The sequence below is a fragment of the Yoonia ponticola genome (assembly GCF_014199395.1).
GTDB classification, from domain to species: domain Bacteria; phylum Pseudomonadota; class Alphaproteobacteria; order Rhodobacterales; family Rhodobacteraceae; genus Yoonia; species Yoonia ponticola.
This window is the reverse complement of sequence record NZ_JACIJM010000003.1, coordinates 345,913-360,068: the sequence shown is the minus strand read 5'-3', so window position 1 is coordinate 360,068 and position 14,156 is coordinate 345,913. Positions and strand designations below refer to the sequence as shown.

The window sequence follows — 14,156 nt, the reverse complement described above, 5'->3', positions numbered from 1 at the left end:
TGCTGCGCGGCACGGTCGCGCATAGGTTAAGGCCAACATTGCAGATCAAAGGCCCCTGAAAATGTCGCTGAACCATATCCGTCCTTGGCGTAATATTTACCGCCGCGAAAGCCGTCAGATCATGGTGGGCAACGTGCCTGTTGGGGGCGATGCGCCGATCACGGTGCAGACGATGACCAACACGTTAACCACGGACGTCAAAGGCACCATCGCGCAGATCACAGCGGCGGCAGACGCGGGCGCAGACATCGTGCGGGTTTCGGTGCCGGACGAGGAATCGAGCCGTGCGCTGAAACTGATCGTGCCGGAAGTATCCGTGCCGATCGTCGCCGACATCCATTTCCACTACAAACGCGGGATTGAAGCGGCAGAGGCGGGCGCTGCTTGCCTGCGGATCAATCCGGGCAATATCGGCGACGAAAAACGGGTCAAAGAGGTGATCAAAGCCGCCCGCGACAACAATTGTTCGATGCGTATTGGCGTGAATGCGGGATCGCTGGAAAAGCATTTGCTGGATAAATACGGCGAGCCAACCCCCGACGCGATGGTTGAATCCGGTCTGGATCACATCAAGCTGCTGCAAGACAACGACTTTCACGAATTCAAAATCAGCTGCAAGGCCTCTGACGTGTTCATGGCCGCCGCCGCCTACCAAAAACTAGCCGACGCTACCGACGCGCCGATCCATTTGGGCATCACCGAAGCGGGTGGTTTGATCAGTGGCACCGTGAAATCGGCTATCGGCATGGGCAATCTTCTCTGGATGGGGATTGGCGACACGATCCGCGTGTCCCTGTCCGCTGATCCGGTTGAAGAAGTCAAAATGGGCTTTGAAATCCTGAAATCACTGGGTTTGCGCCACCGCGGCGTGAATATCATTTCCTGCCCGTCCTGCGCACGACAGGGCTTTGACGTCATCAAAACGGTCGAGGCGCTGGAACAACGTCTGGAACACATCAAAACGCCGATGTCGCTGTCGATTATCGGCTGCGTTGTGAACGGTCCGGGCGAGGCGCTGATGACTGATGTCGGCTTTACCGGCGGCGGGGCAGGTCACGGGATGGTCTATCTTGCGGGCAAGCAAAGCCACAAGCAAGACAACGCCAGCATGGTTGATCACATCGTCGAACAGGTCGAAAAGAAAGCCGCCGAACTGGATGCCTTGGCCGCAAAAGAGGCGGCTGAGTAATCCCCAGCCGCCCCGTTTATTTGACGTTCTCAGGGCCTCGCCGGAGGCTCTCGCACGTCGCGCAAGAGCCTCTAGTAGCGTTAGGCGTACCAACCGCCCATTTTTGCGGCGATCCCGTCCGCGAGCAGTGCTGCGAATTCTTCAGGGTCTTGCGTGCCGTCATCGCGGCCTTGGTAGTGGTATGGATAGACTGTTTTCGGCTTGAATTCGTTCACCGCGTCGGCAGCCGTGGTTGCATCCATTGTGAACGGTAAGTTCATGCAAACAAACGCAATATCGATGTTTTCAAGGGCGCGCATTTCGGGGATATCTTCGGTATCACCAGAGATATAAACGCGGCTGCCGTCGACGGTCAGAACATAGCCGTTGTCACGTCCGACAGGGTGGAAATTCATCCGGTCTTCGGTTGTGTTATGCGCCGGAATTGCGTCAATCGCGATATCGCCGAAGGTCGCGTTTTCACCATTTGCGATAGGCGTTGCACGGCCCTGCATGTCGGCGTCTAGCATGTCGTAGACCGCCGGATTGGTGATCAGCACGGTGCTGTCGCTGACGAGCCCTTTTAGCGTATCAAGGTTAAAGTGGTCGCCGTGCTCGTGCGTGATCAGCACCAGATCAGGGGCGGGAAAGCCTTCGTAATCCGCAGCAGCGCCGACCGGATCGACGTAGATCACGCCCGCAGGCACCGTCATCACAAAGGACGCGTGCGCAATCGGGGAAATCTCGATTGCGCCGTTATCAGTCGGGAAAACGTCGGGGCCATGGCTGTCTGCGCGGGCCGCAAACGGCAGAACAGTGACCGTGCCAGCGGCGGCGGTCGTGATCAGGAATTGACGACGGTTTTGGTTAAGGCTTTGCATAATATCCTCCAGATTGCGCAATATGCGTTGCAATAAATCTAGGGTATTTCGCAGCAAGAACTAGTTTTAGTTGTTAACCATCGCGTGATCGCAATTGTGCCACGATCTGTTCCATCTGCGCCAAAGGCACGTAGCCGCGTAACATCTGGTCTTCAAACACAAAAGACGGCGTGCCGGTGATCGCCAAAGCGTCGGCGAGTGCGCGGTTTTCCGCGATCACGGCGGTGACTTCGGCGGTGTTCATCTTGTCCGCGACGGCCGCGTGGTCGAGCCCGAAAGCGCCAGACATGCGCGCGAGATTGGCGTCGGTGATGTTGCCTTGGAACTCCATCAACGTGTTATGCACATCGTTATAGGCGTCGTTGCCAGCCAGCATTTGCACGGAAATTGCGTAGCGTGATGCGAGTAGGGATTCTTCGCCTAAGATTGGCAACTCTTTGATAATATATCGGATATTCGTATCGGTGCCGATCAGTTCGTTGACCTCGGGATGTGCGCGTTTGCAGTAGCCGCAGCGGTAATCGAGAAATTCGACGACGGTGAAATCGCCATCAGGATTGCCACCGACAAAGGACGTTTCGCTGTTGAACAAGGCGTCCGAATGCTGCGCGACCAAGGCCAAATCGTTGGCTTGGGAATTGGCGGCTTGGCGGTCCTCAAGCACGCCGATGGCTTCCATCAGCACCTCTGGGTTGTCGAGCAGATAGGCGCGGACTTCGGCGCGGAACGCGGTGCGCTCGTCGGCTGTCATATCTTGGGCGGCCAGTGGGGTCGCGAGGGTCGCCAGAACGGCAAGGGGGGCAAAACGAAGCATCATGTCTACTTTCCTCAAGAGGGTCGCGGCCTCAAGATCATATTGGACAAGGTGTGCCAAGTGCCATTGACGTCGCAGGGCGCTTGCGTGCAAAACTCTGCCAAAATTAAGAGGGCAGCAGATGCGTCATTCAACCCGAGGCATGGTCGATCCGTTTATCGTGATGGACGTGATGGAAACCGCGCGACAGCTAGAGGCTGCGGGGCGTCACATTATCCATATGGAAGTCGGTCAACCGGGAACGGGGGCGCCTGCAGAGGCGCGTGCGCGGCTGGCAGCTGACCTGGATGATCCGTTGGGGTATACGGTCGGTTTGGGCCTGCCGGAACTGCGCGCGCGGATCGCACAGCACTACCGTGATTGGTATGATGTCGACATTGATCCGGGGCGTGTGGTGATTACGTCAGGGGCGTCTGGTGCTTTCCTTTTGGCGTTTAGTGCGTTGTTTGATAACGCAGAAAAGGTTGGACTGGGTACGCCGTGCTACCCGTCATATCGTCAAATTCTCAAGGCTGTTGGCCTGACACCGGTGGATATCCAGACGACATTAGCAGACCGTTTTCAGCCGCAGCCGCGTGCAGTTGCGGATCATGATTTGGCGGGGTTGATCGTGGCGTCACCTGCCAATCCGACAGGTACAATGCTGGACCATGATGAATTGGCAGGACTCGCGCAGGCTTGTGACACGTCTGGCGCGGCGCTGATTTCGGACGAGATTTACCACGGTTTGGGCTATGATCGGCGGGCCGTTTCGGCGTTAGAGGTCACGGATAACGTTTACGTGATTAACTCGTTTTCGAAGTATTTTTCGATGACAGGCTGGCGCGTTGGTTGGATGATCGTCCCTGAAGATCACGTGCGTATTGTGGAACGGTTGGCACAGAATATGTTCATCTGCGCCCCGCATGCGGCGCAACGTTTGGCATTGTATTCAATGGATTGCGATGCAGAGCTGCAGCAGAATATTGCAGTCTATACGGCCAACAGGCAGTTGATGATTGACGGTCTGCAGGCAGCAGGATTTACCAAGTTTGCCCCGCCGGATGGTGCGTTTTATGTTTATGCGGATGTGTCCGACTACACCGATGATGCGCTCGCGTTTGCGGGCGAGATTTTGGAACAAGCGGGTGTTGCCGTGACGCCTGGTCTGGATTTTGACCCCATTCGCGGCCACCATTGGTTGCGGTTTTCCTATGCACGTAGCACAGCAGATATGACCGAAGGCTTAACGCGGCTCGCGACATTTATGCAGGGACGCCAAGCGTGATTCGCTATGTGATCGCGTTTTTGACTCTCGCCACGCCAGCTTTATCACAAGATTTCAGCGGCTTGGCGCGTGTTGTTCATGCTGATAGTGCGATCACAGATACCCGCGGCGGGATGCAGCTTAATCTTGGGTTAACCCAAGTTGTGCCGTACCGCGTTTTTACCTTGGACGAGCCGCGCAGGTTGGTTGTGGATTTTCGTGAAATCGACTGGACTGGCACCGATAAGGCGCAGTTGGATCAATCGCAAATCGCGGGCGACGTGCGCTTTGGCGCGTTCCAGCAGGGCTGGTCGCGGTTGGTTGTTGATTTGACGGAACCGGTTGTTTTGGAAACGGCAGAACTCGTTTCAAATCAGATAGATGGCACCGCGAAGTTAACGTTGAATTTCGACCGCGTGAGTGCTGAAACATTCGCAGAGAAATCCGGTGCGCCAGCCAGTACGGCGTGGGATGTGGCGACGGCACTGCCGAGTTTGCCTGCGCCTACGTCCGAGGATAGGCCGTTAACCGTGGTCATCGATCCCGGCCATGGCGGTGTTGATCCGGGCGCCATTCAAGGTGGCGTGCAAGAGGCGGATTTGATGCTGCAGTTGGCCGTCGAGGTCGCTGAAGGGTTGAACAGGACGGGCCGTGTGCGGGCGATTTTGACCCGTGAGGCTGACGTTTTTGTCCCGCTAGAGGGGCGGATGTCAATTGCGCGGGCGGCGAAGGCTGATTTGTTAATCTCGCTCCATGCCGATGCGTTGGAAGTGGACGAGGCGCGGGGGGCGTCGATTTACACATTGAGCGACGAAGGCTCTGATCAGGCTGCGACGCGCATGGCCGAGCGGCACGAACGGGGTGATTTGCTGGCTGGGGTTGATCTGTCGGATCAAGATGACCGTGTCGCGACGGTTTTAATGGATCTCGCGCGGGCCGAGACCGAACCACAAAGCCAGCGTTTTGCCGAACATGTTGTGACTGGATTGCGTGACGCAGGGGCGCGTTTGAATTCGAAACCACGGCGCGAAGGGCGCTTGGCTGTGCTCAACGCCCCTGATTTTGCGTCCGTTTTGATCGAGGTCGGGTTCTTGTCCAGTGCCAGCGACCGCGAAATTCTGTCGACCCGCGCAGGCCGCGCCCGCATCGTTGAAGGCATCGTCGCAAGCGTTCTCGTATGGGAGCAGGACGAGGCCGCGCGCGCGCCTTTGGTGCGTCAATAAAACGTCACGGGACGCGGCTGGAATTAGGCCAAAAGCGGCAGGTTTCCCCCCAATCGGCTTTTGACCATCCCGACCCGAGCAGGTATAGTCGAGGCCAACAAATCCAAAAGGATTACGGGCTTGCTGCGGTTTATACTTTCTTTCTTCGGGGGCATCTTCACGATGCTCACATTCGGGCTTGTCATTGCGGCGCTCGGTTTGGGCGGCGTTTTTTATGTCTATGGGCGCGATTTGCCGTCCTATGATGTGCTGTCGCAATATGCGCCGAAAACCATCAGCCGGATTTATTCGGGCGAAGGTAAAATCATCGACGAATTCGCGACGGAACGGCGATTGTTTACGCCTGCGGAAGAGATTCCCGATCTGGTGAAACAGGCGTTTATTTCCGCCGAAGATAAGAATTTCTACACACATCCGGGTTATGATCCGCGCGGGATGGCGTCGGCATTGCTTGAGGCTATTCAGTCACGCGGTCAGGAATTGCGCGGCGCGTCCACGATCACGCAGCAGGTCGCGAAGAACTTTTTGCTGGATGGATCGCGGCGCGGTTTGGACGGGATTTCGCGGAAAATCAAAGAGCTTATTCTGGCGCCACGATTGGAAGAAACGCTAGGAAAAGAAGGAGTTCTGGAGCTGTACCTGAACGAGATCGACCTTGGTGTGCGGTCCTTTGGTGTGACAGCTGCGGCTCAAAGTTATTTCAACAAATCACTGAGCGAGCTAAGTCCTGCCGAGGCAGCGTTCCTCGCCGTTCACCCGAAAGCACCCTATAGCTATCATCCGGTGCGCAACCGCGAAGATGCGCTGGAACGCCGTGCGTTTATTCTGCGCGAGATGCATGAAAACGGCTATATCACCGACGAGGAATGGGAAGTCGCAAAGGCTGATCCGCTGCGCACGGTGCAGGGCGGCGATTTCCCGTCCCACTTTGACGAACGCCCGCCGCGTGACTATTTTACTGACGAAATTCGCCGCCAGTTGAGCGTGAACTTTGGCGAGGAAGAATTCTTTAACGGTGGCCTGTCGATCCGCGCCACGATTGATGAAGAGCTGCAAAAGGTCGCGGCAGAATCGCTGCAAATCTCGCTTGAGCAGTTCGACCGTGGCTTGGGCGTTTGGCGCGGCACTGGAAAATCGGTTCCTGTTGAGACGCTGACCGACGAGGCCGCATGGCGCAGTGCCCTGTCCGATGTGCGTGTTGCCCGTGACATTCAACTTGAGAACGAATGGCATCCTGCGGTTGTTCTGGAAATTTCCGACAATCAGTTACGGATTGGTGTTGAAGGGATCGTCTCTACTGAAGCCGAACCGCAGGTTGTGCCACGCGAAGATATCCAATGGATGCGCGGCAACTTCTTTGACAATTTTGAACCCGGTGACGTGGTTCACGTCCGCCGCATGACCCAAGACAGCGACGGCGCGTTTATCCGTTGGACCTTGCGTCAGGTGCCAGAAGTGCAGGGCGGTTTCATGGCGATGGATGTGAACACGGGTCGTGTTTTGGCGATGCAGGGCGGGTTCTCTTATCAGAACTCGGTCTTTAACCGCGCCACCCAAGCGATGCGTCAGCCCGGTTCGTCGTTCAAACCGTTTGTTTATGCGGCGGCGCTCGATTCCGGTTATACGCCTGCGACCATTGTGGTGGATAGCCCGATTGAGATTAACACCCCGCAAGGCGTGTGGCGTCCGCAAAACGCATCGAACCAGTTTTACGGTCCGACACCGTTGCGGACAGGGATCGAGCAGTCCCGGAACTTGATGACCATTCGTTTGGCGCAAGAAATCGGCATGGGGACAGTTGCTGAATATGCGGAACGCTTTGGCGTTTATGACAAGATGAACCGCGTTTTAGCGGCGTCGCTGGGGTCTGATGAAACCACTGTGTTCAAGATGGTTGCGGCCTACGCGATGTTTGCGAATGGCGGCGAACGGGTTGAGCCGACGCTGGTGGACCGTGTGCAGGATCGCTACGGCGAGACTGTTTACCAACATGACCAGCGTAATTGCGTGAACTGTAGCGGCTATGAACTGGCCTCTGGTGAAGCCCCGCGCATCGTTTCGAACCGTGAACGTGTGATGAACGAAATCACCGCGTACCAGCTGACATCCATGATGCAGGGCGTTGTGGATCGCGGCACCGCGCGTCGCAGCATTAACCAATCTGTACCTATCGCGGGTAAGACAGGGACCACCAACGACACCAAAGACGTGTGGTTCGTTGGCTTCTCGTCGAACATCGTCGCGGGTTGCTACATCGGCTATGACACACCGCGCACGATGCGTGGCGCGTCGGGTGGCGGCACCTGTGGTCCGGTGTTTAACCGCTTTATGACGAAGGCTGTTGATAAATTCGGTGGCGGTGCGTTCCGTACACCGAGCGATTGTCAATTCATCCGCATCGACCGTTTCTCTGGTGCAAAATTGCCGGATGGTGCCACAGGCGACAACGTGATCGCGGAATGTTTCCGTCCGGGCGAAGAGCCAGTGTTCGGCATTACCTTTGACGGTGGCTTTGGCGTGTCCGCCAACTTGCCATTGTTCGAAGAAATCCCGCAGGCGTCCCGTCAGGTCACAACATCGACTGGCGGAACGGCGACGGTTGGCCCACGGGCGACCTTTGGCACGCTGTCCTCTGGCGGTCTGTACTAACCAGATTGTCCGGCGGGTTGCGCCGGACACATCCCCCGAGCTATCACACCCCTAGCTTTCATCCTTTGTAATCACACCCAATTTGCGGAAATCATCCATGCGCGCTGAGACACAGAACACGATTGTAGCGATTGAAAAGTCGTTGGCGTTGCTGGCGCAGCGGTTGGATTACGAGACCGCGCCGCACCGCTTGGAAGAATTCAACGCCCGCGTTGAAGATCCGAACCTGTGGGATGACGCGACAGCGGCGCAAAAACTGATGCGCGATCGTCAGGCGCTGGTCGATGGGATCGATAATTACGAGACGCTGAAACAGGAACTGACCGACACGGTTGACTTGATCGAGTTGGGCGAGATGGAAGACGACGCCGAAGTGGTGGCAGAAGCCGAAGAGGCGATCACCGCGCTTGCCGAAGTTGCTGCAAAGAAAGAACTCGAAGCACTGCTGGACGGTGAAGCTGACGCAAACGACACCTTCCTTGAGATCAACTCGGGTGCGGGCGGCACTGAATCCTGTGACTGGGCGTCGATGCTGGCGCGGATGTATGTCCGTTGGGCCGAACGCAAAGGCTACAAGGTCGAACTGCAATCCACGACACCGGGCGAAGAGGCGGGCATCAAATCCGCGTCTTACAAGATCAGCGGGTTGAATGCCTATGGCTGGCTGAAATCCGAAAGCGGTGTCCACCGTTTGGTCCGCATTTCGCCGTTTGATAGTGCCGCAAAACGGCACACGTCGTTTACCTCTGTGAAGGTGTATCCGGTGGTCGATGATAACATCGAGATCGAAGTGAATCCGTCGGATATTCGTCTGGATACCTACCGGTCGTCCGGTGCCGGTGGACAGCACGTCAACACCACCGATTCCGCGGTGCGGATCACCCACCATCCGACTGGGATTGTGGTCACATCATCCGAGAAATCGCAGCACCAGAACCGTGAAATTGCAATGAAAGCGCTCAAATCCAGGTTGTATCAAATTGAACTTGATAAACGGTCTGCATTGGTTAACGAAGTGCACGAGAACGCTGGTGATGCCGGATGGGGTAATCAGATCAGGTCTTATGTCCTGCAACCATATCAGATGGTTAAGGACCTGCGGACCCGCTACGAGACATCCGATACGCAAGGTGTTCTTGATGGCGATTTGGACGGCCTGATGGCTGCTACTCTCGCCATGGATGTATCTGGAATGAGCCGGGCTGATGCAACAGCCGAGGACTAATTAGGAGTGAACTACATGAAAACGATGACTTTGACTGCGCTTGCAACCGTAACACTGCTGAGCGCATGTGGCGGAAGCGGTAGCAATCCATTTGATGATGTTTCTGAAGATTTCACGGCCGAGCGCGGCGACGTGACTGCGAACGCTGACGGCAGCTATACGATCGTTGACGGTGGTGAAACTATTGAGCTGGCTGCGGGTAGCGTGGCGTCCAGTGGCGTCAAGACGGCCGTTGGCGGCGATTTGGACATCACAAGCTTTGCCAACGACGATGTGACGCTGATCGGTGGCTATTCCGGCGATTTGCCATTCTCTGGGGTCATTGTCGGCAATGCTGGCAATGCACCGACAGGTAACGCGACATTTACAGGCGGTTACACTTACATCACGCCAGACGGCACCAATACTGGTGACGTGATACTGGACTTCGATTTACTCGATATGGATATCGAATCGCGTGACGATAATATCTTTGAAGTCGACGGCGAAGTTGCGGCTGACGGCACGATTTCCGGCACAGTCGAATACAACGACGTAGAGACTGGCTTTACTGGCGGGTTCTACGGCGAGAATACTGTCGGCGGTGCGTTCGATAGCGAAACAGCATCCGGCGTGTTCTACGGCACGAAGTAATAAGTCGACCCGTCGCTTTGCGGGTAAGACGATAATCGCGGTCTTGTGGTCTGTTATTCGGATCACGAGACCGCACACGAGACATTCAATTGGAATTGTATTTTGACGGCGTGACGTCTACACCGTCCGTCGTCGGTGTGTTTTAAAACGATTTGGTGCGATTGCACCGTGTGAACGTTAACAAGGAAAAGATGTTATGAAAACAATGACAATGACCGCGCTTGCGGCCGTGACTTTGCTAAGTGCGTGCGGCGGAAGCAGCAGCACAACCACGATCAGCAGCAGTAATCCAACGATCCTGGGAAATACAGTCAACACAAATAACCGTGGCGCGATCACAGCAAATGCGGATGGTAGCTTTCGCATTGTGGACGATGGCAACGTGATCGATTTGCCAGCGTCAAACGTAATCCTTAACCAACAAGTCGCATGGATAAATGGGACCGACCGCGCCAACAGCTTTGTGAATGATGATGTCACGCTGTTGGGTGGTATCTCTGACGGCGTCGCATTCTCGGGGATCGACGGTACACTCAGCGCCGCGCCTACAGGCAACGCGAGGTTTGAAGGCCGCTATAGCTACAACTCAGCAACGACGTCGGTGAGCGGCCCTTTGACCCTGGTGTATGATTTTGCGGATCGCGATATCGAGACGCCTGATGGCAGCGACTTTGAAGTCGACGGCGATGTGGCTGCAGATGGAAGCATCATTGGCGAGATCGAATACAAAAACGTCGAAACTGCCTTTACCGGCGGGTTCTATGGCGACGGCACTGTTGGTGGTGCATTTGATTCCGGGGGCGCTGCTGGCATCTTTTACGGCACGAAATAAACGCTTTCCCTATGCGGCACTGTCGGGTGCTGCATAGGGGGACCGACACCCTAACCTACGAAAAAGCCTCCTGCGTTTGACGCAGGAGGCTTTGATCTTTGAGGCCGCTAGGTAGGGTGCGGCGCTTACTTAGGTTCTGGCATCTTGGCTTTTGGTGCTGCACCGGCAGTGGACAATGGATCGTCCTGACGCTGAACAGAGCCTTCAAAATGCGCACCGGATTCGATGGCGATTGTTTTGTGGATGATGTCACCCTCAACACGTGCAGTCGCTGTCAGGCGTACTTTCAGACCGCGTACACGGCCTACAACGCGGCCATTGACCACAACGTCGTCAGCAACAACTTCACCCTTAACAGTGGCGCCTTCGCCAACAGTCAGCAGGTGAGCGCGGATGTCGCCATCAACTTGACCTTCAACGATGATGTCGCCGGTTGTTTTGATGTTGCCTGTGATCATCAGGTCAGCGGACAGCGTAGACGCTGGCGGCTTTGTTTTTGGCGCAGTTGATTTGAAATCTGTCCCGGACGTCGCAGGCGGTGTTGCCGCTGCAGTGTCTGTTGCAGGTTTTTTGTCGCCGGCCTTAGGCGCAGGTTCGTTGATTTTGCTTTTAGAAAACATCTTGTCCAGCTCTTATGTAAATCATTGGGTTGACGGGTTGCCCGCCAACGCGGACTTCGTAATGCAAGTGCGATCCGGTAGACCGTCCAGAATTTCCCATATCACCAATTCGTTCGCCGCGCGAGACCCTTTGTCCAACGCTAACACGGAGTCTGCTCTGGTGGGCGTAGCGTGTCTCGATTCCGAACTCGTGTTGGATCTTCACAAGACGACCATAGCCCGAAGACCAACCAGCGAAAGTCACAACACCGTCAGCAGTGGCATAGATCGGTGTGCCAACAGGTCCGGCAAAGTCTGTGCCAGCGTGCAAGCGGCCCCACCGTTGGCCAAAGCCTGATGTGAAACGGAAGCTGTCTTTGATCGGAATATCAAACGGCGCGCGTTCTGCAGCGATCCGGTAGAGGTTGATTCGGTCAAGCGATCCAAGAATGTCGTTTGCGCGGGATGCGTCTGGATCAGGTGCGCCGCCACGTGTCGAGAACGACAGAGGTGTCAGTGGCCCACCTTGGCCGGAATAGCCGCGACGGACTTGTGCGAGCAACGTGTCAGGGTTCATGCCAGCGGCGCGGAACATATCGTCCAGCGGCTCGACAGAAACCATCATGGCTTCTTCGAGTTGGCGGAAGATTTCATCGTTCTTGTCGTGCAACAGGCGCAATTCAAGTTCGATCTCTGAGGCGCGTTCAATCGCGAACTGTGCATCTTCGGCGATCAAGTCGCGCTCTTCGGAGGTCTGGGCGAGGGCGGAGGCGAGCAATTCAACGGTGCCATTTGCCTCTTCGCTGATCGCGGTCACAGCGGCAGGGTCTGCCCCGTCTGCGGCCAGTTCAGCCAATTGATCGCGGGCATCTTCACGCTGGCGCATGGTGTTGCGCAGTGTCGTTTGCACAACCTCAAGACCAGTTTCCAATTCGCGACGTTTATCTTCGGTGTTCAAGAGTTCGCTTTGCATGATCGAGATTTGATCAAGCGCAGAGCTGAACCGCTCTTGCGCGGCCATCGCTTCGTCAGCGCGGGCGTCGCGTTCAGCGGACAGGGCGTTCAGGCGGTGTTCGTAGACCATTTGGTCACGTTGGGCCTGTGCGCGGAAATTGCCGGACCCGATACTGTCCATTAACAAAATGGCGGTTGCGATGATCGTCCAAGCGACGACAACAATGCTACCGGTCCAAGCGACCAATTGTGTTTCAGGCATTAACCGAATGAACCGCGTTTCCGAATCCGAGCGCAAAAAGAGGCGCTTTTCTGGAAAATATTGCTCAAGCCAATGATGAATACGGTTCGTTATCCGTGTCCGCACGTGTCGACCTCTTGTCCCAATTCCCTCGCGGTGGGCTCCCACACCCAGTGTCCCGCTCGGGTTCTGTACGGCAAAGGTAGGCGTTGCCGCAACAGGCTTGGGGAATAAGTCAGCAGAATTGCCGTATTTTCAACAAATTTGCGCGGGTTTCTGCCGACGTGGCGTCAAGTTGGGCGACCATCCTTGGTTAACGGCCAGTAGAAGTCTGGCGGTATCCCGGCCTCGGCGCGTTTTTCTTCGTTAAAGGGAGGGCGCAGGTCGCCGTGGAAATATTTGCGCACGAGCGCGTGGAAGAATGGGGTCGGATCTTGGTCTAAGCGCCCACAAAGGTAATTGAACCATTTGCTGCCGTAGGCGACGTGGTGGACCTCTTCGGCGTAGATCGTCTCTAGGGCTGCGACCGCGTCATGGGATTTGGCCTGCTTGAAAATCTTGATCATGCCGGGGGTCACATCAAGCCCGCGTGCCTCAAGCACCATCGGCACAACGGCGAGCCTGCCGTACAGATCATCCTTGGTATCTTCGGCCGCTTGCCACATGCCAGCATGCGCAGGCAGCGCGCCATAATGCGATCCAACCGCTTCAAGACAGTCGCACATCAGGTTGAAATGCTTGGATTCTTCGTCAGCGGCCTGCACCCAGTCGTCATAAAATCCGATCGGCATTTCGACGTCAGTGAAGCGGGCGATGATGTCCCAATGTAGATCAACGGCGTTCAACTCGATATGGGCGACGGCATGAAGCAGTGCGATGCGACCCTCGGGCGAGCCTGTTTTGCGAAGTGGTACATCACGGGGGGCGAGCAGGGCAGGTTGGTCGGGGCGCGCGGGCATGTCGGGCGGGGCGGCATGGCCGATGTCAGGGACAACACCCGCCGCACGGGCATCGCGCCACACGCTGGCAAACTCTCGCGAGATCGCCGTTTTGTCGCGCCCGTTAGCCGTGGTTAATACGGTCACGGCCATTTCTGCCAATGGCAACATGGTGCTGTCCTTGTGTCTATTTGCCGGACGCCGCGCATTTTCGCGAAAATGCGTCCGATTTTTCCGGAAAAATCGCCACCCTTTAGAGGTTTTGCACGGCCTCAAGAACGGCATCCACGTGACCGGGCACTTTGACCTTGCGCCAGATTTGCGCGATTTTGCCACTGCCATCAATCAGATAGGTCGCCCGTTCGATCCCCATATATTTCTTGCCAAAGTTGTTTTTCTCGACCCAGACACCGTAGTCTTCGCAGACCGTGCCGTCCTCATCGGACAGCAGTGGGATGCCCAGTTCGTATTTCGCCCGAAATTTGTCGTGCTTGGCGACGGTGTCTTTGGAGACGCCCCACACCACAGCACCCGCGCGCGCGAAAGCCATCGCCTGTTCGGTGAACCCGATCGCTTCTTTGGTGCAACCCGGCGTGTCGTCTTTGGGGTAGAAGTAGACAACCACGGCTTGACCCGTCATTGCGGCCAGATCGACCATTTCACCGCCGTCGCGTGGCAAGTTGATTGCAGGGGCTTGGTCGCCAATCGTCAGGTTTGTCATCGGGTATCCTTTGTCACGCTACATTTCTTGGT

General features: G+C 56.1%; 13 protein-coding genes. 7 read left to right on the top strand and 6 right to left on the bottom strand.

What is annotated here, in order from left to right; translation table 11 throughout:
• Positions 1–61 precede the first annotated feature (61 nt).
• A complete protein-coding gene (ispG, locus tag FHS72_RS06780; RefSeq protein ID WP_183527392.1) occupies positions 62–1,189 on the top strand; it encodes a flavodoxin-dependent (E)-4-hydroxy-3-methylbut-2-enyl-diphosphate synthase in 1,128 nt (375 codons plus the stop codon).
• 80 nt (positions 1,190–1,269) lie between these two features.
• Here the strand turns inward: ispG and FHS72_RS06775 are convergent, their stop codons facing one another.
• Complete coding sequence (locus FHS72_RS06775) at positions 1,270–2,049, bottom strand: MBL fold metallo-hydrolase (RefSeq protein ID WP_183527390.1); 780 nt, start codon at positions 2,047–2,049, stop codon at positions 1,270–1,272.
• A 73-nt stretch (positions 2,050–2,122) separates the two neighbouring features.
• On the bottom strand, positions 2,123–2,866 hold the full coding sequence (locus tag FHS72_RS06770; RefSeq protein WP_246414536.1) for a DsbA family protein: 744 nt from the start codon (positions 2,864–2,866) through the stop codon (positions 2,123–2,125).
• 118 nt (positions 2,867–2,984) lie between these two features.
• Here FHS72_RS06770 and FHS72_RS06765 point away from each other — a divergent pair, with 118 nt between their 5' ends.
• From FHS72_RS06765 to FHS72_RS06740, 6 genes are all read left to right on the top strand, one after another.
• Complete coding sequence (locus FHS72_RS06765) at positions 2,985–4,130, top strand: pyridoxal phosphate-dependent aminotransferase (protein WP_183527388.1); 1,146 nt, start codon at positions 2,985–2,987, stop codon at positions 4,128–4,130.
• Complete coding sequence (locus FHS72_RS06760) at positions 4,127–5,332, top strand: N-acetylmuramoyl-L-alanine amidase (protein WP_183527387.1); 1,206 nt, start codon at positions 4,127–4,129, stop codon at positions 5,330–5,332. Before FHS72_RS06765 ends, FHS72_RS06760 begins: the two co-directional genes overlap by 4 nt.
• Positions 5,333–5,452: 120 nt before the next feature.
• Positions 5,453–7,981, top strand: coding sequence for a penicillin-binding protein 1A (locus tag FHS72_RS06755; protein WP_183527385.1), 2,529 nt, complete (start codon positions 5,453–5,455; stop codon positions 7,979–7,981).
• A 97-nt stretch (positions 7,982–8,078) separates the two neighbouring features.
• A complete protein-coding gene (prfB, locus tag FHS72_RS06750; protein ID WP_183527383.1) occupies positions 8,079–9,206 on the top strand; it encodes a peptide chain release factor 2 in 1,128 nt (375 codons plus the stop codon).
• A 15-nt stretch (positions 9,207–9,221) separates the two neighbouring features.
• A complete protein-coding gene (locus FHS72_RS06745; protein ID WP_183527380.1) occupies positions 9,222–9,839 on the top strand; it encodes a hypothetical protein in 618 nt (205 codons plus the stop codon).
• A 196-nt stretch (positions 9,840–10,035) separates the two neighbouring features.
• Positions 10,036–10,671, top strand: a complete 636-nt coding sequence (locus FHS72_RS06740; protein ID WP_183527378.1) for a hypothetical protein — start codon at positions 10,036–10,038, stop codon at positions 10,669–10,671.
• Between the two features lie 125 nt (positions 10,672–10,796).
• Here the strand turns inward: FHS72_RS06740 and FHS72_RS06735 are convergent, their stop codons facing one another.
• The 4 genes from FHS72_RS06735 to bcp all read right to left on the bottom strand — a co-directional run bounded on the left by FHS72_RS06735 (position 10,797) and on the right by bcp (position 14,124).
• A complete protein-coding gene (locus FHS72_RS06735) occupies positions 10,797–11,291 on the bottom strand; it encodes a bactofilin family protein (protein ID WP_183527376.1) in 495 nt (164 codons plus the stop codon).
• Positions 11,281–12,591 (bottom strand): DUF5930 domain-containing protein, encoded by a 1,311-nt coding sequence (locus FHS72_RS06730; protein ID WP_183527374.1) that lies wholly within the window; start codon positions 12,589–12,591, stop codon positions 11,281–11,283. Before FHS72_RS06730 ends, FHS72_RS06735 begins: the two co-directional genes overlap by 11 nt.
• A 164-nt stretch (positions 12,592–12,755) precedes the next feature.
• Positions 12,756–13,574 (bottom strand): ferritin-like domain-containing protein, encoded by an 819-nt coding sequence (locus FHS72_RS06725; protein WP_183527372.1) that lies wholly within the window; start codon positions 13,572–13,574, stop codon positions 12,756–12,758.
• A gap of 82 nt (positions 13,575–13,656) precedes the next feature.
• Positions 13,657–14,124 carry a thioredoxin-dependent thiol peroxidase gene (gene bcp / locus FHS72_RS06720; RefSeq protein ID WP_183527371.1) on the bottom strand — a complete coding sequence of 156 codons (468 nt, stop codon included), beginning with the start codon at positions 14,122–14,124 and terminating at the stop codon, positions 13,657–13,659.
• Positions 14,125–14,156 lie beyond the last annotated feature (32 nt).

Excerpts from the sequence above, each read along its gene's own strand:
- ispG (WP_183527392.1), top strand. The coding sequence starts at position 62 with ATGTCGCTGAACCATATCCGTCCTTGGCGTAATATTTACCGCCGCGAA.
- FHS72_RS06775 (WP_183527390.1), bottom strand. The coding sequence starts at position 2,049 with ATGCAAAGCCTTAACCAAAACCGTCGTCAATTCCTGATCACGACCGCC.
- FHS72_RS06770 (WP_246414536.1), bottom strand. The coding sequence starts at position 2,866 with ATGATGCTTCGTTTTGCCCCCCTTGCCGTTCTGGCGACCCTCGCGACC.
- FHS72_RS06765 (WP_183527388.1), top strand. The coding sequence starts at position 2,985 with ATGCGTCATTCAACCCGAGGCATGGTCGATCCGTTTATCGTGATGGAC.
- prfB (WP_183527383.1), top strand. The coding sequence starts at position 8,079 with ATGCGCGCTGAGACACAGAACACGATTGTAGCGATTGAAAAGTCGTTG.
- FHS72_RS06745 (WP_183527380.1), top strand. The coding sequence starts at position 9,222 with ATGAAAACGATGACTTTGACTGCGCTTGCAACCGTAACACTGCTGAGC.
- FHS72_RS06740 (WP_183527378.1), top strand. The coding sequence starts at position 10,036 with ATGAAAACAATGACAATGACCGCGCTTGCGGCCGTGACTTTGCTAAGT.
- FHS72_RS06735 (WP_183527376.1), bottom strand. The coding sequence starts at position 11,291 with ATGTTTTCTAAAAGCAAAATCAACGAACCTGCGCCTAAGGCCGGCGAC.
- FHS72_RS06725 (WP_183527372.1), bottom strand. The coding sequence starts at position 13,574 with ATGTTGCCATTGGCAGAAATGGCCGTGACCGTATTAACCACGGCTAAC.
- bcp (WP_183527371.1), bottom strand. The coding sequence starts at position 14,124 with ATGACAAACCTGACGATTGGCGACCAAGCCCCTGCAATCAACTTGCCA.